Genomic DNA, 20,515 nt, shown 5'->3' on the forward strand with positions numbered 1-20,515 from the left:
TCGGGGCCGGTGGCGGAACGATCCGGTCAGGGCGGCCGTCCGGGGAGCGGACCCGGCGGGGCCCTCAGTAGGTGTAGAAGCCCGAGCCCGTCTTGCGGCCCATCCGGCCCGCGTCCACCATCCGCAGCAGCAGTGGGGGAGCGGCGTACAGCGGCTCCTTGTACTCGGCGTACATCGAGTCGGCGATCGCCGTGATGGTGTCCAGACCGATCAGATCGGCCAGCTTCAGCGGGCCCATCGGATGGGCGCAGCCCAGCTCCATACCGTTGTCGATGTCCTCGCGGCTGGCGATCCCGGACTCGAACATCCGGATGGCGGACAGCAGATACGGGATGAGCAGCGCGTTGACCACGAACCCCGCGCGGTCCTGGGCGCGGATGGCGTGTTTGCCGAGGATGTCGTGGACCAGCGCCTCGGAGCGCTTGATGGTCTCGTCACCGGTGGTGAGCGCCGGGATCAGCTCCACCAGGGCCTGCACCGGCGCCGGGTTGAAGAAGTGGATGCCGATCACCTGATCGGGGCGGGAGGTGGCGACGGCCAGCTTGACCAGCGGGATGGAGGAGGTGTTGGAGGCGAGGATGGCGTCCGGGCGGGTCACCACCTGGTCGAGCACCTGGAAGATCTCCGTCTTGACCTGCTCGTTCTCGACGACTGCCTCGATCACCAGATCGCGGTCGGCGAACTCCCCCAGATCGGTGGTGAAGCTCAGCCGGTCCAGCGTCGCGTCGCGCTGCTCCTCGGTGATCTTGCCGCGCTCCGCGGCCTTCCCGAGGGAGTTGGTCAGCCGGGTACGCCCTATTTCCAGGGCCTCGCCCGTGGTCTCCGCGACCATCACGTCCAGGCCCGAACGTGCGCACACCTCCGCGATGCCGGCACCCATCTGGCCACAGCCCACCACTCCGACGCGTTCGATGTCGGTCACATCGTGCCTTTCGCTGATCCAGTCGTCCGTTGTGTCGTCCCCCCCTGCGCCCCAGACGTTACCCTCCGGTTATCGGCAAGGGGCGGGCCGGGGCCGGATTCCCGGCCGTGGCCCGCCCCCGCTCCCCGCTCCCGCACGGGGCTCTCACATCACCGTCACGAGATGTCGCCGCGCAGGATGCCACGGCCGTTGGTGGCCACGTAGACCCGTCCGTAGACGCGCGGGTCGCCGGTGATGGCGGCGCCCGTCCAGCCCCACTGGTGGGCGTCGTCGTTGATCCGGGTCCAGCTCGCCCCGGCGTCGGTGGAGCGGAAGATGCCGCGCACCCCGCCGATCTTCGCGCTGGTGTAGAGCGCCGGGTAGGAGGCGCCCGGTGCCGCCTTGCCGAAGCCGATGGTGTCCGCCTGCTGGACGCCGCTGAGCTTGGTGAACGTGGCGCCGGAGTCCGTGGAGTGCCACAGCCCGTAGGCCCCGCCGGTGCTGCCGCCCGCGAGCCAGATGTCGCCCTCGGTGCCCGGCAGCGCCTTGAACCGCACCGGGCCGTCGGCGGGCAGCCCGGAGGACGCCTTGGCGGTGAAGGTGGCGCCGCCGTCGGTGGAGACGTAGAAGACGCCCGCCTTGAAGCCGTAGAACTTCTTGGGGTTCTTGCGGTCGGACTCCACGACCGCTCCGGCCGGGATACCGCTCGACGCCGACCAGGAGGTGCCGAAACCGGTGGTGTGGTAGACGGCCGAGGTGCCCTCCGGGGCCCAGACGAAACCGCTGCCGTCGGCCGCCGCGGCCACCGTGCCGCCGCCGGTGACCCCGGACGGCTCGCTGCCCTGCCACCAGTTGGCACCGTTGTCGGTCGAGAAGGCGATCCGCGGGGCGGAGTCGTTGTTGCCCACCCGGACCACGGTGTTCGGGCTGGTCTCGGCGTAGTCCAGGCTGGTGGTCGTGGTGAACGTGGGCGAGGTGTACATCTTCGCGGGCACCGTGTCCGGATCGGTGTGGCGGAAGCCCCCGATGTCACCGAGCGCGCTGAGCAGCGGGGCGCCGGTGGGCGGGCTGGCCAGGTCGTTGACCGCGGTCTCCTCCAGGCCCTTGACCATGGGCGTGATGGTGATTTTGCCGCCTGTGTCCCAGCTGGCGAGGTTCTCCGTGCCGTAGACCGTGGCCCCCGTGCCGTACATCATCCGGTTGGAGTCGAACGGGTCGATCTCCAGCGCCTCGGTCATCCAGCCCAGCTTCGGGGTCACTTCGGGCGGCGAGGGGTTGGTGCCGAAGGTCAGCCACGGGACGGACGAGACGTCCTGGGTGTAGCGGAAGGACCGGTTCGGGTAGCTGGTCCAGTCCCAGGCCCGGGTCCAGGTGGCGCCGGAGTCGGTGGAGCGGAAGATCTGGGTGTCCGGCCACCAGGAGCTGTACCCGGTCACCATCAGCGTGCCCGGTTTCTGCCGGTCCACCGTGAGCCCGCTGTAGCCGAAGTAGGTGTCGGCGTCGGTCATGGGGCTGATGTTCGTCCACTCGCCGGTCGCCGTGGCGTACCGCCACACCTGGCCCTTCTCCCCGTCGTACGGGCCGCCCTTGTCGCTGGTGGTGAGGTACAGATAGCCGTTCTTCGCATCGAGGACGCCCTTGTGGGAGAGGTAGCCGGTGGGCTGCCCGGCCACCCGCGACCAGGTGGCGCCCGCGTCCGTCGAGCGGTAGACGGTGTTGTCCTTGTCGGCCACGCCCACGTAGACGGTCTTCGTGGCGCTGCCCGGGGAACCGGTGCGCTCGTCGAAGGTCACCCACACCACGCCCTGGTTGTCGCTCAGATAGCCGGTGGTGTCGCTCGCGTCCTGGACGTAGGTGCCGGGGTTGGGGAAGGCCGTCACCTTCGACCAGGTGACCCCGGAGTCGGTGGAGCGCCACAGCCCGTTGCCGCTCGGCGCGCCGAGGTAGAGCACGCTGTTCTTGTTGGGGTCGACCGCCAGCCGTTCCCCCATGCCGCGGCCGGGCATGTTGCCGCCGAGCTTGAAGGGGAGGGTGGTGGACTGCCAGCTGGCGCCGCGGTCGGCGGAGCGCAGGATCGCGCCGTTGCCCGGGTCCCAGCTGTTGGTGTACGTACCGGCCGCCACATAGACCTTGTCGGGGTCCACCGAGTCGCTGGCCAGGCTCACCACCCCGGTCCAGCCCCAGTGGTCCCAGTCCAGCGAGTCCAGCAGCGGCACCCACCGCTTGCCGGACTGGTCCCAGCGGTACGCCCCGCCGATGTCGGTGCGGGCGTAGGCGAGGTTCTTCTCCTTGCGGTTGAAGATGATGCCGGGGACGAAGCCGCCGCCGTCCACCCGGACGTTGCGCCAGGTGTAGGCGTCGGCCTGGGCCGCGCCCCGGTCGGAGGTGCCGGGGGCCGCGTCGGGGCGGGCCGCCGCGGGGGAGGCGGCCGCGGTGAGCAATCCGCCGACGAGCGCCAGCGCGGCCATGAGCGCGCCGATCGGTCTTCTGCCTTTGCTGCGCACGGGAACTTCCTCTCCGAACGTGGGGGTAGTGAGGCGTGCGGGCTGTGCGGGCGAAGATTTGGGAGCGCTCCCATGCGTGCGTCATCCGATGTTAGCGGCCGGATGGGCGCGCGAGAAGGGTGACGTCAAGTGGTCCTCAAGGGGTGTTGGGGGCCGGGCGCCCGGATGCGCGCCATGCATTGCCCGGCGCCCGCAAGGGCCCCATCATCAGCGGGAGTTGCCGCCGCATCAGGTCCTGTCGCCGTCACGTCACGTCCGGCGCGACACCCGGCGCGGAGGCCGTCCACGGCACGAGGACCGAGGCGAGGAGTGAGCATGGGTCGGATCACGCGCAGGAGTCTGACGGTCGCGGCCGCGGGGGCGCTGGCCGCGACCGTCACCGCGGGCGACGCGCTGGCGGACGGGCGGGGCGGTGGGCACCGGCCCGAGTTCCGCGGGATGTGGCTGGCCACCGTGGCCAACCGCGACTGGCCGTCCAGGCCCGGTCTCGGCGCCGCGGAGCAGCGGGCCGAACTGCTCGCCTTCCTCGACACCGCCGTGGACCGCAGGCTCAACGCGGTGGTCTTCCAGGTGCGGCCGACGGCGGACGCGCTGTGGCCCTCACCGTACGAGCCGTGGGCGGAGTGCCTCACCGGCGTCCAGGGCCGGGACCCGGGCTGGGACCCGCTGGGCACCGCCGTGCGCGAGGCGCACCGGCGCGGTCTGGAGCTGCACGCCTGGTTCAACCCGTACCGGATCGCGGGCCACACCGACCCCTCCCGGCTGGTCCCCACCCATCCGGCCCGGGTGCACCCCGAGTGGGCCGTGCCGTATGGCGGGAAGCTCTATTACAACCCCGGGCTGCCCGAGGTCCGCCGGTTCGTCCAGGACGCCATGCTGGACGCGGTCGCGCGCTATGACATCGACGCCGTCCACTGGGACGACTACTTCTACCCCTATCCGGTGGCCGGCCAGGTCTTCGACGACGACGCGGCCTACGAGCGCCACGGCGCGGGCTTCCCGGACCGGGCGGCCTGGCGGCGGGACAACATCGACCGTCTGGTGCACGAGACGGCCGTACGCGTCAAGCGGCTGAGGCCGCGGGTGCGGTTCGGCATCAGCCCGTTCGCCGTCTGGCGCAACCAGGCCACCGACCCGCTCGGCTCCGCCACCACGGCAGGGGTGCAGACCTACGACGACCTCTACGCGGACACCCGCGGCTGGGTGCGGCGGGGGTGGCTCGACTACATCGTGCCGCAGGTCTACTGGAACATCGGTTTCACCGCCGCCGACTACGCTGTGCTCGTCCCCTGGTGGTCCCGGGTGGTGCGGGGCACCGGGGTGCGCCTCTACATCGGCGAGGCGCTCTACAAGGCGGGCGATCCGGCGCAGCCCGCGCCCTGGCAGGACCCCGCGGAGCTGTCCCGGCACCTCACCTTCGACCGGGACTTTCCGCAGGTGCGCGGCAATGTCTGGTTCTCGGCGAAGGAAGTGGCCGCCGACCGCAACGGCGCCATGGCGCGCGTGGTCGCCGACCACTATCCGTATCGGGTCCGTCCGCCCCGCTGAACCGGGCCGTGGCCCGGGGGACGGCTACCGCCGGCCGGGTCCGGTGGCCAGGTGGCGGACGACCGAGTCGGGGCCGGGGGAGAACAGGCACTCGTGGCCGTCGTCCTCGTAGCGGATACGGTAGGGCGGCTCTCCGTGGTCCCCGAGCACTTCGATGATCTCCGCCACACGGTCGTGAATTCCGACAACCCTGCCGTGCACCAGCAGCTTGTCGCCTACGGTCGCCTCCATCTGCGTGACCTCCTGTCCGCCGGAGGGCAATGCGATCTGCCGAGGACAATGCGATCCCTGAGGCCAGTCTATGGCCGGTTGTCCTGGTTTGCTCAGGCCGCGGGGTGATTCCGGTCCGCCGCTTCGGGGCTCCGGTCCGTCTTTCCGGGGCCCCGGTCCGCCAGTTCGGCGGCCCGGTCCGGCGCTTCGGGGGCCGCCGCCTCGGGGTGCGCCGCTGAGGACTCCCGTGTCCGGTCCGGCGCGGGGGTGCGTACCGCCGCCGGGACCTTGGCCCGCTGTGTCACCCCGATGCACACCAGCACCGCGAGGGCGGCGATGGGGGCGGCCGGGGTCAGCTCCTCGTCGAGGAGCAGCACCGACCACACCAGGGTGAGCAGCGGCTGGGCCAGCTGGAGCTGGCTGGCCCTGGCCACCCCGATGGCGGCCATCCCTCGGTACCAGACCACCAGGCCCATGAACTGCGAGCCGGCCGCCAGCCACACCAGCCCGGCCACCGCCCGGCCGCCGAGGTGGACGTCCTCGGCGGCCAGCGCGAGCACCGCGCCCGGCACCGACAGCGGCAGACAGCCCACCAGCGCCCAGCCGATCACCTGCCAGCCCGGCATATGGGCGGCCAGCCGGCCGCCCTCCGTATAGCCCGCCGCGCACACCAGCAGCGCGGCGAACAGATACAGATCGCCGGTGGTGAGCGCGCCGCCGCTCTGCTGCACCGCGAAGGCGATCACGACCGCGGCTCCGGCCAGCGCCGCCGCCCAGAACACCCGCGAGGGCCGCACTCCGGTGCGTACGGCGGAGAGGGCGGCGGTGGTCAGCGGCAGCAGGCCGACCACCACGGCCGAGTGCGCGGTGGTGGCGGTCCGGAGCGCGAGCGTGGTCAGCAGCGGGAAGCCCACGACGACCCCGGCCGCGACGACCAGCAGCCCCGGCCAGTGGCGGCGGTCCGGCACCGGGACCCGCACGGCGGCCAGCGCCCCGCCCGCGATCAGCGCGGCGAGCACCATCCGGCAGGCGGTCGCCGACCAGGGGCCGAAGCCGGTGAGCGTCCACGCGGTGGCGGGGAAGGTGAGGGAGAAGGCGGCCACGCCGAGCGCGGCGAGCGCGGTACCGGTACGGGAGGCGGACGGGGCCGGGGTGCTGGTACGGGAGGTGGACGGGGCCGGGGCGCCCCGGCCCGGCGCGGGGCCGCCTGCGGGGCCGCCGCTCACCGCTATCGCACTGTCTTCAGTAGCGCTATCCTGTGCTGTCATGCATCAGCGTAGCAGTGTGGCCGAACTCGCGGAATCGCTCCGGAAAGAGCTGAACCGCTACTCACCGGGAGAGAAGCTGCCGTCCAGCCGTGCCCTGGTCGAGCGCTACCGGGTGAGCCCGGTGACCGTCTCCCGCGCCCTCGCCGCGCTCACCGCCGAAGGGCTGGTGACCACCCGTCCCGGCGCCGGTGCCTACCGCGCCGACCGGCCACGGGACCGGGCACCACAGCCGGGCGACACCTCCTGGCAGGAGGTCGCGCTGAGCGTGGAGACGGCCGGTGAGTCGGTGCCGCGCTCGGTGGACGCCTCCGGCGTCCTGGCCACGCTCGCCGCCCCGCCGCCCGGGATCCTGGAGTTCAACAGCGGCTATCTGCACTCCTCGCTCCAGCCCGAACGGGCCCTGGCCGCCGCCCTGGCACGGGCCGGCCGGCGGCCCGGGGCGTGGGGCCGCCCGCCGGTGGAGGGGCTCGCGGAGCTGCGCGCCTGGTTCGCCCGGGAGATCGGCGGTCCGGCCGGAGTCCTCGGCGCCGCCGACGTCCTGGTCACCGCGGGCGGCCAGGCCGCGCTCACCTGCGCGCTGCGCGCGCTCGCACCGCCCGGCGCGCCCGTCCTGGTCGAGTCCCCCACCTACCCCGGGATCCTCGCCGCCGCCCGCGCCTCCGGGCTGCGGCCCGTCCCGGTCCCCGTGGACGCCGACGGAATCCGCTCCGATCTGCTCGCCGAGGCGCTGCGGGCGACCGGCGCCCGGGTCGTCGTGTGCCAGCCGCTGTTCCAGAACCCCACCGGCGCGGTGCTCTCCGCGCAGCGGCGCCGCGAGGTGATCGGGATCGCCCGTGCGGCGGGCGCGTTCGTGGTGGAGGACGACTTCGCGCGCCGGCTCGTCCACGAGGACGCGCCACCGCTGCCCGCCACCCTCGCCGCCGACGACCCCGACGGGGTGGTGGTCTACGTCTGCTCGCTCACCAAGGCCACCTCGCCCAGCCTGCGGGTGGGCGCGCTCGCCGCCCGCGGCCCCGCGCTGGAGCGGCTGCGCGCGATCCAGGTCGTCGACAGCTTCTTCGTGCCCCGCCCGCTCCAGGAGGCCGCGCTGGAACTGGTCGGCGCGCCGGCCTGGCCCCGCCATCTGCGCGGCGTCGCCGCCGAGCTGCACGCCCGCCGGGAGGCGCTGGTCACCGCGGTCCGGCGGGAGCTGCCCGGACTTCAGCTGCGCCATGTGCCGCCCGGCGGCTACCACCTGTGGCTGCGGCTGCCCCAGGGCGCCGATGAGACCGCCCTGGCCTCCGCCGCGCTGCGCGCCGGGGTCGCCGTCGCCCCCGGCCGCCCGTACTTCTGCGCCGAACCGCCCGCGCCGCATGTGCGGCTGAGCTTCGCGTCGGTGGCGGGCGCCGGTGAACTGGCCGAAGGGGTACGGCGGTTGCGCACCGCGTGCGACGAGGTGCTGGGCGGGGCGTAGGGGCCCGCCGGTGGCGGCCGGACGGAAATCCGTCGCGGTACCGGCCGGGCCGCTGGTAGGAAGAGCCCATGATCGACGGTTATGAGGTCTCCACCGACCCCGCCCGGCTCGACCCCGCCCGTATCCACCACTGGCTGTCCACCGACGCCTACTGGGCCCTCGGCCGCTCCCGCGAGAAGCAGGACCGCGCGATCGCCGGCTCGCTCAACTTCGGCGTGTACGACACCGCTTCGGGCGCCCAGGTCGCGTACGCCCGCGTGGTCACCGACCACGCCACCTTCGCCTGGCTCTGCGACGTCTATGTCGACCGGGCCGCGCGCGGCAAGGGTCTGGGCACCGCCCTGGCCGGCGCCGTCCGCGACCACCTGGCACCCCACGGGCTGCGCCGCATCCTGCTCGCCACCCACGACGCGCACGGCGTCTACGCGAAGGCCGGCTTCGAGCCGCTCGACGACCCGGAGCACTGGATGGCCCTGGCCTTCTCCCGGCAGCGGGCCACCGGAGCGGGGGCGTGACCGTACGACGCCGGGATGACGTTTCGGCTGACGCCGGTCGCCGCCGGCCGTAGCTCCTCGCCGCTGGGGAGCGCTCCGGCGAGGACCGGCCGCCGGCCCCGGAGGACCGGCGCGCCGCCGAGCGCGCGGCCCCGGCGCTCCGGCCGCCGGCCGCGGCGGAGCCGCGTTACCGCTCGCCGTCGGCCCGCGGCCGGGAGACCGGCGCCGCGCCGGGCTGCACCCCGCCGGCCCAACTCGCCCTGCGCGACTGTGAGATGGGCCACTGGACGGGCCGCTCGCCGGCCGATGTGAGGGCATGCGCACCGCGGGCGGTGGCCGCCTGGCTCAGCGATCCGTGGTCCGCGCCGCACGCCCGCTCTCCCCGGTCACCCGCACCGGCCGGGCGGGCGCGCGGACGTTACGCGTGGGCGGTGTGGGACGCGGGCGCTCACGGGCCCTGCGTGACCTCTTCGGCCAGCAAGTCCATCAGCAGGCCGTCGTGCCATGTACCGTCCGGACCGCGCTCGTAGGACCGCATGACGCCGACCGGCCGGAAGCCGACCTTGCGGTAGCAGCGGATCGCGGCGGCGTTGTCCGCGGCCGGGTCGATCACGATCCGGTGGTGGCCCAGGTCGTCGATCAGATGGCGGGCCAGGGTGCGTACGGCGTCGGTGCCCAGCCCCCGCCCGTGCACCGCCGGGTCCAGATAGATGTCGATGCTCGCGTGCCGGTAGTCCGGATCGGCCTCGGCCGACCACTGGATCATACCGATCACCGCGCCCTCGTACTCGATGGTCAGGTGCTCGCCGCCGGGCTCGGCCAGGTCCTCGCGCACCGCCGCCACCAGGTCCGCGCCACCCCGCCAGCGCGCGTAAACCTCGGGTTTCGCGCGGATCGCGGCCAGGGCGGGAACATCGGAGGGGGTGGTGGGGCGCAGCACCACCCGCGCGCCCCGCAGAGTCGTCGGCATGGCCGCGACGATCTCAGGAAGCGCGGGCGGTGACCAGAGCGCTTATGTCTGTCCGGTGTCTGTCCGGTGCCCTTTCGGATCTGGCCAGGGTCCTTTCGGGAAAGGGCCGAGTACCGGATATCTTGATGTCGAGCAATGTTGCAGACGTGGAGCGGAGCACCCGGTGACTGACTCGACCATCATCTATACGCACACGGACGAGGCCCCTGCCCTCGCGACGTACTCGTTCCTGCCGGTGATCGAGGCGTACGCCTCGACGGCCGGGGTCACCGTGGAGAGCCGGGACATCTCTCTGGCGGGGCGGATCATCGCCCAGTTCCCGGAGTACCTCGAGGAGGGCCAGCGCATCCCGGACGCCCTCGCCGAGCTGGGTGAACTCGCCAAGACCCCTGAGGCCAACATCATCAAGCTGCCGAACATCTCGGCCTCGATCCCGCAGCTGAAGGCCGCGATCGCCGAGCTGCAGCAGCAGGGCTACGCGCTGCCGGCCTACCCGGACGACCCGAAGACCGACGAGGAGCGGGAGATCCGCGCCCGTTACGACAAGGTCAAGGGCTCCGCCGTGAACCCGGTGCTGCGCGAGGGCAACTCCGACCGCCGCGCCCCCGCCTCGGTGAAGAACTACGCCAAGGCCAACCCGCACCGCATGGGCGCCTGGACGGCCGATTCCAAGACCAATGTGGCCCACATGGACGCCGACGACTTCCGCTCCACCGAGAAGTCCGTGGTGATCCCCGAGGACGGTGCGCTGCGCATCGAGCTGGCGGGCGACGACGGCTCCACCACCGTGCTGCGCGAGTCGGTGCCGGTGCTGGCGGGCGAGGTCGTGGACGCCTCCGTGATGCGCGTCGCGGCGCTGCGCGAGTTCCTCTCGGCGCAGGTCGCCCGCGCCAAGGCCGAGGGTGTGCTGTTCTCGCTGCACATGAAGGCCACGATGATGAAGGTCTCCGACCCGATCATCTTCGGCCACGCCGTACGGGCCTTCTTCCCCAAGACCTTCGCCGAGCACGGTGAGACCCTCGCCGCCGCCGGGCTGACCCCGAACGACGGTCTGGGCGGCATCCTCAAGGGCCTGGAGTCCCTGCCCGAAGGCGCGGCGATCAAGGCGTCCTTCGACGCCGAGCTGGCCGAGGGCCCGGAGCTGGCCATGGTCGACTCCGACCGCGGCATCACCAACCTGCACGTGCCGTCCGACGTCATCGTCGACGCCTCCATGCCGGCCATGATCCGCACCTCCGGCCACATGTGGGGCCCGGACGGCGAGGAGCACGACACCCTCGCGGTGATCCCGGACAGCAGCTACGCCGGGATCTACCAGGCCGTGATCGAGGACTGCCGCGCCCACGGCGCCTTCGACCCGGCCACCATGGGCTCGGTGCCCAACGTGGGTCTGATGGCGCAGAAGGCCGAGGAGTACGGCAGCCACGACAAGACCTTCGAGATCCCCACCACGGGCACCGTCCGCGTCCTGGACCAGGCCGGCAACGCGGTCATCGAGCAGGTCGTCGGCGCCGGTGACATCTTCCGCATGTGCCAGACCAAGGACGTGCCGATCCAGGACTGGGTCAAGCTCGCCGTCACCCGCGCCCGCGCCACCGGCGACCCGGCCGTCTTCTGGCTCGACGAGGGCCGTGCGCACGACGCCAACCTCATCGAGAAGGTCAAGGCGTACCTGCCCGAGCACGACACCGAGGGTCTGGACATCAGGATCCTGTCGCCGGTCGAGGCGATCAAGCTCTCCCTGGAGCGGATCCGCCGCGGCGAGAACACGATCTCGGTCACCGGCAACGTGCTGCGTGACTACCTGACCGACCTGTTCCCGATCCTGGAGCTGGGCACCAGCGCCAAGATGCTGTCGGTGGTCCCGCTGATCAACGGCGGCGGTCTGTTCGAGACCGGTGCGGGCGGCTCGGCGCCCAAGCACGTCCAGCAGCTGGTCAAGGAGAACTACCTGCGCTGGGACAGCCTGGGTGAGTTCCTCGCCCTCGCGGTCAGCTTCGAGCACCTCGCGCAGAAGACGGGCAACGCGCGGGCCCAGGTCCTGGCCGACACCCTCGACCGGGCGACCGGCACCTTCCTCGCCGAGAACAAGTCGCCCAGCCGCCGCGTCGGTGGTATCGACAACCGCGGCAGCCACTTCTACCTGGCCCTGTACTGGGCCCAGGAGCTGGCCAAGCAGACCGAGGACGCCGACCTGGCCAAGGCGTTCGCTCAGCTCGCCGAGACCCTCACCGCCCAGGAGCAGAAGATCGTCGACGAGCTGATCGCCGTCCAGGGCTCCCCGGCCGAGATCGGCGGCTACTACCAGCCCGACCCGGCCAAGGCCAGGGCCGTCATGCGCCCGTCCGCGACCCTCAACCAGGCCCTCGCCACCCTCGGCTGAGGCCCGGCCGCACCACAGCACCACAGCACCACCGCACCACCAAACCGCCCCGACCGGACCCGTCCGGCCGGGGCGGTTTCCGTCCCGGCACCGTGCGCGGACGCCCGGCCCCGCAGGAGGGAACCATGAGCACGACACCCGACTCGCCCGGTGCCCCCGCCCCCGCCACGGCCGGCGCGACCGCGGTGACGAACCTGATCGCCCGCTACGCACAGCTGGTGGACGCCGGGGACTTCGCCGGCGTCGGTGACCTGTCCGCCGACGCCACCTTCATCGGCAGCGGCCCCTCCGCGCACGGCCGCGACGCCGTGGCGGCGATGCTCCGCGACAGCGTGATCCGCTACGAGGACGGCACGCCCCGTACTCACCACGTCACCAGCGACATCGCCGTCGAGCCACCACCTGCGCGCATAGTCACGGGCCCGGCGCCGTGACCAGGCGGAACCTCATTGCATAAAGCTGCGATCATACGTATAGTCATGCCATACTCAAGGGAGGATGGCGATGGCGATACGTGCTGCGGTGGCAGGGGCGAGCGGATACGCGGGCGGGGAGCTGCTGCGCCTGCTGCTCGCCCACCCCGAGGTGGAGATCGGCACCCTGACCGGCAACTCCAACGCCGGGCAACCCCTCGCCCAGCTCCAGCCGCACCTGCTGCCGCTGGCCGGGCGCATCCTGGCGCCCACCACCGCCGAGGCGCTGGCCGGGCATGACGTGGTCTTCCTGGCACTCCCGCACGGGCAGTCCGCCGCCGTGGCCGAGCAGCTCGGCGACCAGGTGCTGGTCATCGACTGCGGCGCCGACTTCCGGCTGAAGGACGCGGCGGACTGGGAGAGGTTCTACGGTTCACCGCACGCCGGCACCTGGCCCTACGGCCTCCCCGAGCTGCCCGGGGCCCGCAGCGCGCTGGCGGGGTCCAGGCGCGTCGCGGTGCCGGGCTGCTACCCCACCGCCGTCTCCCTCGCGCTCTTCCCGGCGTACGCGGCGGGGCTGCTGGAGCCCGAAGCGGTGATCGTCGCCGCCTCCGGCACCTCGGGCGCGGGCAAGGCGCCCAAGCCGCATTTGCTCGGCAGCGAGGTCATGGGCTCCATGAGTCCGTACGGCGTCGGCGGCGGCCACCGGCACACCCCCGAGATGATCCAGAACCTGTCGGCCGCGGCGGGGGAGCGGGTCTCGGTCTCCTTCACCCCGACCCTCGCCCCGATGCCCCGCGGCATCCTCGCCACCTGTAGCGCCAGGACCAGGCCCGGAGTGACCGGGGAGAGCCTGCGGGCGGTGTACGTCAAGGCGCTGCGGGACGAGCCGTTCGTCACCCTCCTCCCCGAGGGCCAGTGGCCCTCCACCGCCGCCGTGTACGGATCCAACGCCGCGCTGCTCCAGGTCGCCCATGACGAGGCGGCCGGCCGCGCCATCGTGATCAGCGCCATCGACAACCTCACCAAGGGCACCGCGGGTGGCGCGGTGCAGAGCATGAACATCGCCCTCGGCCTCCCCGAGGAGCTGGGACTTTCCACGATCGGAGTCGCTCCATGAGCGTTACGGCAGCCCAGGGCTTCACGGCCTCCGGTGTCGCGGCAGGGATCAAGGAGAACGGAAACCCCGATCTCGCACTCGTGGTGAACACCGGCCCGCGCCTGGCCGCCGCGGCCGTCTTCACCTCCAACCGGGTCAAGGCCGCCCCCGTCCTGTGGTCCGAGCAGGTCGTCAAGGGCGGTCAGGTCTCCGCCGTCGTCCTCAACTCCGGTGGTGCCAACGCCTGCACCGGCCCGCTGGGCTTCCAGGACACCCACGCCACCGCGGAGAAGGTCGCCGACGTCCTCGGCCACAGCGCGGGCGAGGTCGTCGTCGCCTCCACCGGGCTGATCGGCGTCCGGCTGCCCATGGAGGCGGTGCTGTCGGGGGTGGACAAGGCCGCCGACGCGCTCTCCGCGCACGGCGGCGAGAAGGCCGCCATCGCCATCAAGACCACCGACACCGTCCACAAGACGGCCGTCGCCACCAGCCCGGCCGGCTGGACCGTCGGCGGTATGGCCAAGGGCGCCGGGATGCTGGCTCCGGGCCTGGCCACCATGCTCGTCGTCCTCACCACCGACGCCGACCTGGACGCTCCCGGCCTGGACACCGCGCTGCGCGCCGCCACCCGCACCACCTTCGACCGGATCGACTCCGACGGCTGCATGTCCACCAACGACATGGTGCTGCTGATGGCCTCCGGCGCCTGTGGTGTCACACCCGACGCCGCGGAGTTCGCCGAGGCGGTCCGCACGGTCTGCGCCGACCTCGCCCGCCAGCTGATCGGGGACGCCGAGGGCGCCTCCAAGGACATCCGGATCGAGGTCGTGGGCGCGGCCACCGAGGACGACGCCGTGGAGGTGGGCCGCTCCATCGCCCGCAACAACCTCCTCAAGTGCGCCATCCACGGCGAGGACCCCAACTGGGGCCGGGTGCTGTCCGCGATCGGCACCACCTCCGCCGCCTTCGAACCGGACCAGCTCAACGTGGCCATCAACGGCGTCTGGGTGTGCAAGAACGGCTCGGTCGGCGAGGACCGCGAGCTGGTCGACATGCGCTACCGCGAGGTCCGCATCACCGCCGACCTGTCCGCGGGCAGCGAATCGGCCGTGATCTGGGCCAACGACCTGACCGCCGACTACGTCCACGAGAACAGCGCGTATTCCTCATGAGCCAGCCGACCGCCCGTAAACACACCGCCCTGCCCAAGGCCCGCATCCTCATCGAGGCGCTGCCCTGGCTGACCCGCCACCACGGCAAGACCGTGGTGATCAAGTTCGGCGGTAACGCCATGGTCGACGACGAGCTGAAGGCCGCCTTCGCCCAGGACGTCGTCTTCCTGCGCCACGCGGGCCTGCGCCCCGTCGTGGTCCACGGCGGCGGCCCCCAGATCAGCGCCCAGCTCGACCGGCACGGCCTGGTGAGCGAGTTCAAGGCCGGGCTGCGGGTCACCACCGACGAGGCCATGGACGTCGTACGGATGGTGCTGGCCGGACAGGTCCAGCGCGAACTGGTCGGGCTGCTCAACCGGCACGGCCCGCTGGCCGTCGGCATGACCGGCGAGGACGCGCATCTGATGTCCGCCACCAAGCACTTCGCCGAGATAGACGGCGAGCGGGTGGACATCGGCCGGGTCGGCCAGATCACCGAGCTGGACACCGGCGCGGTCCAGGCCCTGCTGGACGACGGCCGCATCCCGGTCGTCTCCTCCATCGCCCGCAGCGCCGACGACGGCCACGTCTACAACGTCAATGCCGACACCGCCGCGGCCGCGCTCGCCGCCGCGCTGGGCGCCGAAACGCTGATGGTGCTCACCGACGTCGAGGGCCTGTACGCCGACTGGCCCCATAGTGACGAGGTGATCAGCAAGCTCACCGCGAGCCAGCTGGAGAAGCTGCTGCCGGAGCTGGCCAGCGGCATGGTGCCGAAGATGGAGGGATGCCTGTACGCCGTGCGCAACGGCGTCAGCACCGCCCGTGTCCTCGACGGGCGCGTCCAGCACTCCATCCTGCTGGAGATCTTCACCGACGAGGGCATCGGCACGATGGTCCTGCCGGACGGGGCCGTGCCCCATCAGAACGACAACGACACCGAGGGGGAGGACCAGTGAGCAACGAAGAGCTGACGCGGCGCTGGCAGGGGGCGCTGATGGACAACTACGGCACCCCCCGCGTCCCGCTCACCCACGGCGAGGGCGGCAAGGTCTGGGACGCGGACGGCAAGGAGTACCTCGACTTCGTCGGCGGTATCGCCGTCAACTCCCTCGGCCACGCCCACCCCGCCGTGGTGCGGGCGGTGTCCGACCAGATCGCCACCCTCGGCCATGTCTCCAACCTCTTCGTCGCCGAACCCCCGGTGGCGCTCGCCGAGCGGCTGCTCCAGCTCTTCGGCCGCTCCGGGCGCGTGTACTTCTCCAACTCCGGCGCGGAAGCGGTCGAGGCCGCCTTCAAGATCGGGCGGCGCACCGGGCGCACCCATATGGTGGCCACCACCGGCGGCTTCCACGGCCGCACCATGGGCGCCCTCGCGCTGACCGGCCAGCCCGCCAAGCAGGACCCCTTCCGTCCGCTGCCCGGCGACGTCACCCATGTGCCGTACGGGGACGTGGAGGCGCTGCGCGCGGCCGTCACCACCGACACCGCCTTCGTCATCGTGGAGCCCATCCAGGGCGAGAACGGCGTCATCGTGCCGCCGGCCGGCTACCTCGCGGCGGCGCGCGAGATCACCCGGGCCACCGGCACCCTGCTGGTGCTCGACGAGATCCAGACCGGCATCGGCCGGACCGGGCACTGGTTCGAGCACCAGGCGCAGGGTGTCGAGCCCGATGTCGTCACCCTCGCCAAGGGGCTCGGCGCCGGGCTGCCGATCGGCGCCACCATCGCCTTCGGGCCCGCGGCCGAGCTGCTGACCCCGGGCCAGCACGGCTCCACCTTCGGCGGGAACCCCGTCGCCTGCGCCGCCGCGCTCGCCGTCCTGGAGACCATCGCCGCCGACGGCCTCCTGGACCGGGTCAAGCGGGCGGGGGAGCGGCTGCGTAACGGAATCGAATCACTCGACCACGCTCTGGTGGACCGGGTCCGTGGCGCCGGGCTGCTGCTCGGTATCGTGCTCACCGAGTCCCTCGCGCCGCAGGTGCAGCAGGCGGCTCAGGACGCGGGACTCCTGGTGAACGCGGTCGCGCCGGATGTGGTCCGGCTCGCCCCGCCGCTCGTCGTCGCCGACGACGAGGTGGACACCTTCCTCCGGGAGCTGCCCGCCGTCCTGGACGCCGTCCACGAGGGTCACGGGGAACGACGAGCCGGAGACTGACGACACCGATGACCGAGGCGCAGCACACCGACGCACAGGACGCCAACCACGGACCGGCCCTGCCGCACACCCGCACCGCACGCCACCGCCGGATCGTGGACATCCTGAACCGGCAGCCCGTGCGCTCCCAGAGCCAGCTCGCCAAGCTCCTCGCCGACGACGGGCTCTCCGTCACCCAGGCGACGCTCTCCCGGGACCTGGACGAGCTGGGCGCGGTGAAGATCCGCAACACCGGCGGTGAGCTGATCTACGCGGTGCCGAGCGAGGGCGGCGACCGTACGCCGCGCGCCCCGCTCGGCGAGTCGGCGAGCGAGGCGCGGATGGCCCGGCTGGCGGGCGAGCTGCTGATCTCGGCGGAGGCGTCGGCCAACCTCGTGGTGCTGCGCACTCCGCCGGGCGCCGCCCAGTTCCTCGCCTCGGCCATCGACTCGGCGGAGCTGCACGACATCCTCGGCACCATCGCGGGCGATGACACCCTCCTGCTGATCAGCCGCGACCCGGCGGGCGGCCAGCCGCTCGCCGACCATCTGCTGCGGCTGGCCCAGAAGGAGCGTTAGCGCCCTCCCGGCGGATGATCTGCGCGCCGGCACTCCCCGGAGTGCCGGCGCGTCAGTCCGCTTACGCGTCGGCGCGGCGCCGGGCCCGGTACGACATCCAGGCCGCGACCAGCGCACCCGAGACGTTGTGCCACACGGAGAACACGGCGGCCGGGAGCGCGGCCAGCGGGCTGAAGTGGGCGGCGGCCAGGGAGGCGGCGAGCCCGGAGTTCTGCATGCCGACCTCGAAGGCCATGGCGCGGCTGGCGGGCGCCCCCAGCCGGGCCACCTTGCCCGCCCCGTATCCCAGCGCCAGGCCGAGCCCGTTGTGGAGCACCACGGCCAGCAGCACCAGCGCCGCCGCCGACTTGATGGTGTCCGCGCTGGCCGCCACCACGACCGCGACGATCACGCCGATCGTGACGGCCGACAGCCAGGGCAGCAGCCCCAGCACCCGGTGGATGAACCGCCCGGCGAACAGCCGGACCACCAGCCCCGCGACCACTGGCAGCAGCACGGTCTTGAGGATGTCGGTGACCATCGAGCCCGCGTCCACCGGCAGGAACTCCCCGGCCAGCAGCAGCGTCAGCGGCGGGGTGACCAGCGGTGCGAGCACCGTGGAGACGGTGGCGACGGACACCGACAGCGCCACATCGCCGCGCGCCAGGTACGTCACCACGTTCGAGGCCGTACCGCTCGGCGCGCAGCCGACCAGGATGACTCCGGCCGCCAGCTGGGGGGAGAGACCGAGGGCGTGCGCGATCAGCCACCCCAGCCCCGGCATGATCACGTAGTGCGCGACCAGTCCGAGGGCCACCGCCCACGGCCGCTTGACGACACCGGAGAAGTCCTGCGGGGTCATGGTCAGCCCCATGCAGAACATGATCACGCCGAGCAGGTAGGGCACGTCCGGAGCCCAGCCGCTGAAGGTGCCGGGCGTGCTGAGGCCGGCCGCGCCGGCGGCGAGCACCAGGATGGGGAAGACGGTGACGGCCCGCCGGGCCGCCCGGTCGGTGGAAGCGGACTCCGGCGACGAGGCGGGCGTCTGCGCCGCCGCCGTCGGGGAGTCCGCCGCGGAGCTGTTCGATTCGGAGCGCACCGCGTGATGGAACGCTTCCGGAGGCACCTTCCGCAACACCGTCTCGTTATGTGGTCACTACGCCCACTATGTGGCGGTGAGGGGCGGCAGCGGGAGCGGTAGCCCCGGCAGCCCGTCCATGCTGCTGGCGATGTGCTCCTTCTTGTGGAAGTAGCGGTCCAGCGACTCGTCGTCCTCCCGCTGGAAGCGGGAGGCGTGCAGCGGGCGGTCCTCGCGGTAGTCCATGAACGGGACCGCGTAGCCGCAGGTGTCCCGGATCAGCTCGGCGGTCACCACGATGATCGCCCGCAGCCCGTGGGCGCGGATGTCGATGTCCGGGAAGTGCTCCAGCAGCCCGGCGAAGCGCGGATCGTCACGGAACACCGGCTCGCCCCGGCCGTGGACGCGCACGATGTTCGGCGGGCCGGTGAAGGCGCACCACATCAGGGTGATCCTGCCGTTCTCCCGCAGATGGGCGACGGTCTCCGCGTTGCTCCCCGCGAAGTCCAGGTAGGCCACGGTCAGTTCGTCCAGTACGGCGAAGGAGCCGGTGAGCCCCTTCGGCGAGAGGTTCACCGTGCCGTCCCCGGCCAGCGGGGCGGTGGCGGTGAAGAAGATCTTCTGCTCTTCGATGAAGGTGCGGAGTCTGCCGTCTATGCGTTCATACACCTTTCCCATGTGGCGCATTATCCCTGCGGGTGGCGGCCGGGGCGATGGTTCCATGGGCGTATGGCCTCCAAGAAAGCCTCCGCACGAGCCTCGGCACGATCCTCGGCACGGCCCTCCGCGACCAGGCCCGCGGTCCGCATCCGCCGGGTGTACGACACCCCCGAACCGGACGACGGCACCCGCGTCCTGGTGGACCGCGTCTGGCCGCGCGGTCTGGCCAAGGCCGACGCCCACCTGGACGAATGGACCAAGGACGCCGCCCCCTCCACCGAACTGCGCCGCTGGTACGGCCACGACCCGGACCGCTTCCCCGAGTTCACCCGCCGCTACCACGCGGAACTCGCCGACCCGGACCGCCGCGCCGCCGTCGACCACCTGCGCACCCTGGCCGCCGCCGGCCCCCTGACCCTCCTCACCGCGGTCAAGGACCTCGACCACGGCCACGTCCAGGTGCTGGCCGAGGCGATCCGCGGCCACGGCTGACCGCCGCCTCGGCCGCGGGCCATGTGCGCACTCCTCGTCGCGGCGGAGGGCGGAAGGAGCCGGAGTCATACCCACAGCCCTGCCGCATAGCGGGCGAAACCGCTCGTGTGCCAGGTGGAGCCGTCGGCGGTGACGACGAACGCCTCGGCGTCGGACAGCCGTCCCAGCCAGGGGCGGGCGCGCTCGGCGCCCATCGCGCAGGCCGCCGTGGCCCAGACGTCCGCGTCCGCCAGGCTGGTGGCGATCACGGTGACCGAGGCCGGTCCCCGCGCCGGGGGCAGTCCGGTGCGCGGGTCCAGGATGTGGCAGCCCCGCTCGGCCGGACCCGAGGTGGCCACGGCCAGTTCGCCGTGGGCCGCCACGACCGCCGCCGGCTCGCCCCGGCGCAGCGGATCGGCGATGCCCACCCGCCACGGGCCGCCGTGCACCTGGACGTCGCCGCCGCCTGCGCCTCCGGCACGACGGCCGCCACCCGCATCCGGTGCCGCAGGTTCAGCCGCAGCGGCACCAGCAGCCGGTACCGGACCACGAGCGCGGTGACCGTGCCGTACAGCGCGTACCAGGCGGTCTCGGCGGTCTGGTGCCCGACGAACTCGGCGCCCATGGCGAGCTGGTGCCAGAACGTCAGGAAGACCGCCCCGTAGGTGAACAGATGCAGGTAGTACCACACCTCGTACGGCATCCGGCGGCGCACCACCCCCGCCGAGACCAGCCCGATCACCACCAGCGCCGCGGTGCCGGCCGTCGCCTCGACCATGTCCGGGTAGTCCATGACCACGGTCACGGTCCGGTCGGCGAGGCCGGTGCCCGCCTGCTGGGCGTACCCCGCGATGGTCAGCCCGACATGCGCCACGATCAGGCACAGCGCGTACCGCCCGCTCATCGCGTGCCACCGCGCCACCCGATCCGACCCCACCCGCCGCTCCAGCGCCGGAACGCGCGCCATCTGGAGGACGACGAGGGCGAGGACGTACCCGCAGAGCAGCCCGCTGAGCCGCCCGGTGTGGGTGAGCCACTGCGCGGTGCCGTCGACGTTCGGCGTGTTCCGCCACCACAGCGACCACACCGCCGCCGCGCCCGCCCAGCTGAGCAGGATCAACGGCACGGCGGGCGAACGGCGGGGCCGGATGCGGCGCATGGCCTGCCGCCGCCCGGCCCGGCTGTTCAGTAGCGTCGTCACGGCCTGTCCCCTTCCCC

At 72.5% G+C, this 20,515-nt stretch carries 17 protein-coding genes and 4 pseudogenes; 12 read left to right on the forward strand and 9 right to left on the reverse strand.

Translation table 11 applies throughout. The annotated features are described in order from the left end of the window. Nucleotides 1–64: 64 nt before the first annotated feature. On the reverse strand, nt 65–922 hold the full coding sequence (locus N6H00_RS32465; protein ID WP_268975395.1) for a 3-hydroxybutyryl-CoA dehydrogenase: 858 nt from the start codon (nt 920–922) through the stop codon (nt 65–67). A 155-nt stretch (nt 923–1,077) separates the two neighbouring features. Beyond that, nucleotides 1,078–3,405, reverse strand: a complete 2,328-nt coding sequence (locus N6H00_RS32470) for a xyloglucanase (RefSeq protein WP_443073106.1) — start codon at nt 3,403–3,405, stop codon at nt 1,078–1,080. A 315-nt stretch (nt 3,406–3,720) separates the two neighbouring features. Between N6H00_RS32470 and N6H00_RS32475 the strand changes: the two genes are divergently transcribed. After that, nucleotides 3,721–4,953 (forward strand): glycoside hydrolase family 10 protein, encoded by a 1,233-nt coding sequence (locus N6H00_RS32475; protein WP_268975396.1) that lies wholly within the window; start codon nt 3,721–3,723, stop codon nt 4,951–4,953. A 24-nt stretch (nt 4,954–4,977) separates the two neighbouring features. Here N6H00_RS32475 and N6H00_RS32480 read toward each other — a convergent pair whose 3' ends face one another. Further along, nucleotides 4,978–5,184 (reverse strand): DUF1918 domain-containing protein, encoded by a 207-nt coding sequence (locus N6H00_RS32480; protein ID WP_268975397.1) that lies wholly within the window; start codon nt 5,182–5,184, stop codon nt 4,978–4,980. A gap of 266 nt (nt 5,185–5,450) precedes the next feature. Continuing rightward, nucleotides 5,451–6,431, reverse strand: a pseudogene (locus N6H00_RS32485) (DMT family transporter); the annotation flags it as partial. Here N6H00_RS32485 and N6H00_RS32490 point away from each other — a divergent pair. The 3 genes and pseudogenes from N6H00_RS32490 to N6H00_RS32500 form a co-directional block, all read left to right on the forward strand. Next, nucleotides 6,430–7,884, forward strand: a complete 1,455-nt coding sequence (locus N6H00_RS32490; protein ID WP_268975398.1) for an aminotransferase-like domain-containing protein — start codon at nt 6,430–6,432, stop codon at nt 7,882–7,884. The pseudogene N6H00_RS32485 and the gene N6H00_RS32490 sit on opposite strands and share 2 nt — an antisense overlap. Before the next feature lie 68 nt (nt 7,885–7,952). Further along, entirely contained in the window at nt 7,953–8,399 is a 447-nt protein-coding gene (locus N6H00_RS32495; protein WP_268975399.1) for a GNAT family N-acetyltransferase, read from the forward strand. 158 nt (nt 8,400–8,557) lie between these two features. Next, nucleotides 8,558–8,908, forward strand: a pseudogene (locus N6H00_RS32500) (hypothetical protein); the annotation flags it as partial. On the opposite strand, the gene N6H00_RS32505 reads toward N6H00_RS32500, so the two are convergent. Beyond that, nucleotides 8,827–9,348, reverse strand: coding sequence for a GNAT family N-acetyltransferase (locus N6H00_RS32505; RefSeq protein WP_268975401.1), 522 nt, complete (start codon nt 9,346–9,348; stop codon nt 8,827–8,829). The pseudogene N6H00_RS32500 and the gene N6H00_RS32505 sit on opposite strands and share 82 nt — an antisense overlap. 163 nt (nt 9,349–9,511) lie before the next feature. Between N6H00_RS32505 and N6H00_RS32510 the strand changes: the two genes are divergently transcribed. The 7 genes from N6H00_RS32510 to N6H00_RS32540 all read left to right on the forward strand — a co-directional run bounded on the left by N6H00_RS32510 (nt 9,512) and on the right by N6H00_RS32540 (nt 17,109). Continuing rightward, nucleotides 9,512–11,731, forward strand: a complete 2,220-nt coding sequence (locus tag N6H00_RS32510; RefSeq protein WP_268975402.1) for an NADP-dependent isocitrate dehydrogenase — start codon at nt 9,512–9,514, stop codon at nt 11,729–11,731. 125 nt (nt 11,732–11,856) lie between these two features. Next, a complete protein-coding gene (locus N6H00_RS32515) occupies nt 11,857–12,165 on the forward strand; it encodes a nuclear transport factor 2 family protein (RefSeq protein WP_268975404.1) in 309 nt (102 codons plus the stop codon). 70 nt (nt 12,166–12,235) lie between these two features. Next, a complete protein-coding gene (gene argC / locus N6H00_RS32520) occupies nt 12,236–13,264 on the forward strand; it encodes an N-acetyl-gamma-glutamyl-phosphate reductase (protein ID WP_268975406.1) in 1,029 nt (342 codons plus the stop codon). Continuing rightward, entirely contained in the window at nt 13,261–14,415 is a 1,155-nt protein-coding gene (gene argJ, locus N6H00_RS32525; RefSeq protein ID WP_268975408.1) for a bifunctional glutamate N-acetyltransferase/amino-acid acetyltransferase ArgJ, read from the forward strand. The genes argC and argJ overlap by 4 nt, the downstream gene beginning before the upstream one ends. Continuing rightward, a complete protein-coding gene (argB, locus tag N6H00_RS32530; RefSeq protein WP_268975409.1) occupies nt 14,412–15,353 on the forward strand; it encodes an acetylglutamate kinase in 942 nt (313 codons plus the stop codon). The genes argJ and argB overlap by 4 nt, the downstream gene beginning before the upstream one ends. Then, the gene (locus N6H00_RS32535; protein WP_268975410.1) at nt 15,350–16,552 is read left to right on the forward strand and encodes an acetylornithine transaminase; all 1,203 of its coding nucleotides are present in this window, start codon (nt 15,350–15,352) and stop codon (nt 16,550–16,552) included. The genes argB and N6H00_RS32535 overlap by 4 nt, the downstream gene beginning before the upstream one ends. A gap of 8 nt (nt 16,553–16,560) precedes the next feature. Beyond that, nucleotides 16,561–17,109, forward strand: a complete 549-nt coding sequence (locus N6H00_RS32540; protein ID WP_268975411.1) for an arginine repressor — start codon at nt 16,561–16,563, stop codon at nt 17,107–17,109. A 61-nt stretch (nt 17,110–17,170) separates the two neighbouring features. On the opposite strand, the gene N6H00_RS32545 is transcribed toward N6H00_RS32540, so the two are convergent. Together N6H00_RS32545 and N6H00_RS32550 are read right to left on the reverse strand one after the other, a co-directional pair. Beyond that, nucleotides 17,171–18,187 carry a bile acid:sodium symporter family protein gene (locus tag N6H00_RS32545; protein WP_268975412.1) on the reverse strand — a complete coding sequence of 339 codons (1,017 nt, stop codon included), beginning with the start codon at nt 18,185–18,187 and terminating at the stop codon, nt 17,171–17,173. A 66-nt stretch (nt 18,188–18,253) separates the two neighbouring features. Further along, nucleotides 18,254–18,844 carry a pyridoxamine 5'-phosphate oxidase family protein gene (locus N6H00_RS32550; RefSeq protein ID WP_268975413.1) on the reverse strand — a complete coding sequence of 197 codons (591 nt, stop codon included), beginning with the start codon at nt 18,842–18,844 and terminating at the stop codon, nt 18,254–18,256. Nucleotides 18,845–18,895: 51 nt separating this feature from the next. Here N6H00_RS32550 and N6H00_RS32555 point away from each other — a divergent pair, with 51 nt between their 5' ends. Further along, a complete protein-coding gene (locus N6H00_RS32555) occupies nt 18,896–19,318 on the forward strand; it encodes a DUF488 domain-containing protein (protein ID WP_268975414.1) in 423 nt (140 codons plus the stop codon). 65 nt (nt 19,319–19,383) lie between these two features. Here N6H00_RS32555 and N6H00_RS32560 read toward each other — a convergent pair. Then, nucleotides 19,384–19,764 (reverse strand): annotated as a pseudogene (locus N6H00_RS32560) (FAD:protein FMN transferase); the annotation flags it as partial. A gap of 5 nt (nt 19,765–19,769) precedes the next feature. Continuing rightward, a pseudogene (locus N6H00_RS32565) lies at nt 19,770–20,456 on the reverse strand (ferric reductase-like transmembrane domain-containing protein); the annotation flags it as partial. Nucleotides 20,457–20,515 lie beyond the last annotated feature (59 nt).

This window comes from Streptomyces sp. S465, assembly GCF_026898115.1.
Classification (GTDB): Bacteria; Actinomycetota; Actinomycetes; order Streptomycetales; family Streptomycetaceae; genus Streptomyces; species Streptomyces luomodiensis.

What these genes read in the sequence shown, in the direction of transcription:
- N6H00_RS32475 (WP_268975396.1), top strand. Translation starts at nt 3,721, where the DNA reads ATGGGTCGGATCACGCGCAGGAGTCTGACGGTCGCGGCCGCGGGGGCG.
- N6H00_RS32480 (WP_268975397.1), bottom strand. Translation starts at nt 5,184, where the DNA reads ATGGAGGCGACCGTAGGCGACAAGCTGCTGGTGCACGGCAGGGTTGTC.
- N6H00_RS32490 (WP_268975398.1), top strand. Translation starts at nt 6,430, where the DNA reads ATGCATCAGCGTAGCAGTGTGGCCGAACTCGCGGAATCGCTCCGGAAA.
- N6H00_RS32495 (WP_268975399.1), top strand. Translation starts at nt 7,953, where the DNA reads ATGATCGACGGTTATGAGGTCTCCACCGACCCCGCCCGGCTCGACCCC.
- N6H00_RS32505 (WP_268975401.1), bottom strand. Translation starts at nt 9,348, where the DNA reads ATGCCGACGACTCTGCGGGGCGCGCGGGTGGTGCTGCGCCCCACCACC.
- N6H00_RS32515 (WP_268975404.1), top strand. Translation starts at nt 11,857, where the DNA reads ATGAGCACGACACCCGACTCGCCCGGTGCCCCCGCCCCCGCCACGGCC.
- argC (WP_268975406.1), top strand. Translation starts at nt 12,236, where the DNA reads ATGGCGATACGTGCTGCGGTGGCAGGGGCGAGCGGATACGCGGGCGGG.
- argJ (WP_268975408.1), top strand. Translation starts at nt 13,261, where the DNA reads ATGAGCGTTACGGCAGCCCAGGGCTTCACGGCCTCCGGTGTCGCGGCA.
- argB (WP_268975409.1), top strand. Translation starts at nt 14,412, where the DNA reads ATGAGCCAGCCGACCGCCCGTAAACACACCGCCCTGCCCAAGGCCCGC.
- N6H00_RS32540 (WP_268975411.1), top strand. Translation starts at nt 16,561, where the DNA reads ATGACCGAGGCGCAGCACACCGACGCACAGGACGCCAACCACGGACCG.
- N6H00_RS32550 (WP_268975413.1), bottom strand. Translation starts at nt 18,844, where the DNA reads ATGGGAAAGGTGTATGAACGCATAGACGGCAGACTCCGCACCTTCATC.
- N6H00_RS32555 (WP_268975414.1), top strand. Translation starts at nt 18,896, where the DNA reads ATGGCCTCCAAGAAAGCCTCCGCACGAGCCTCGGCACGATCCTCGGCA.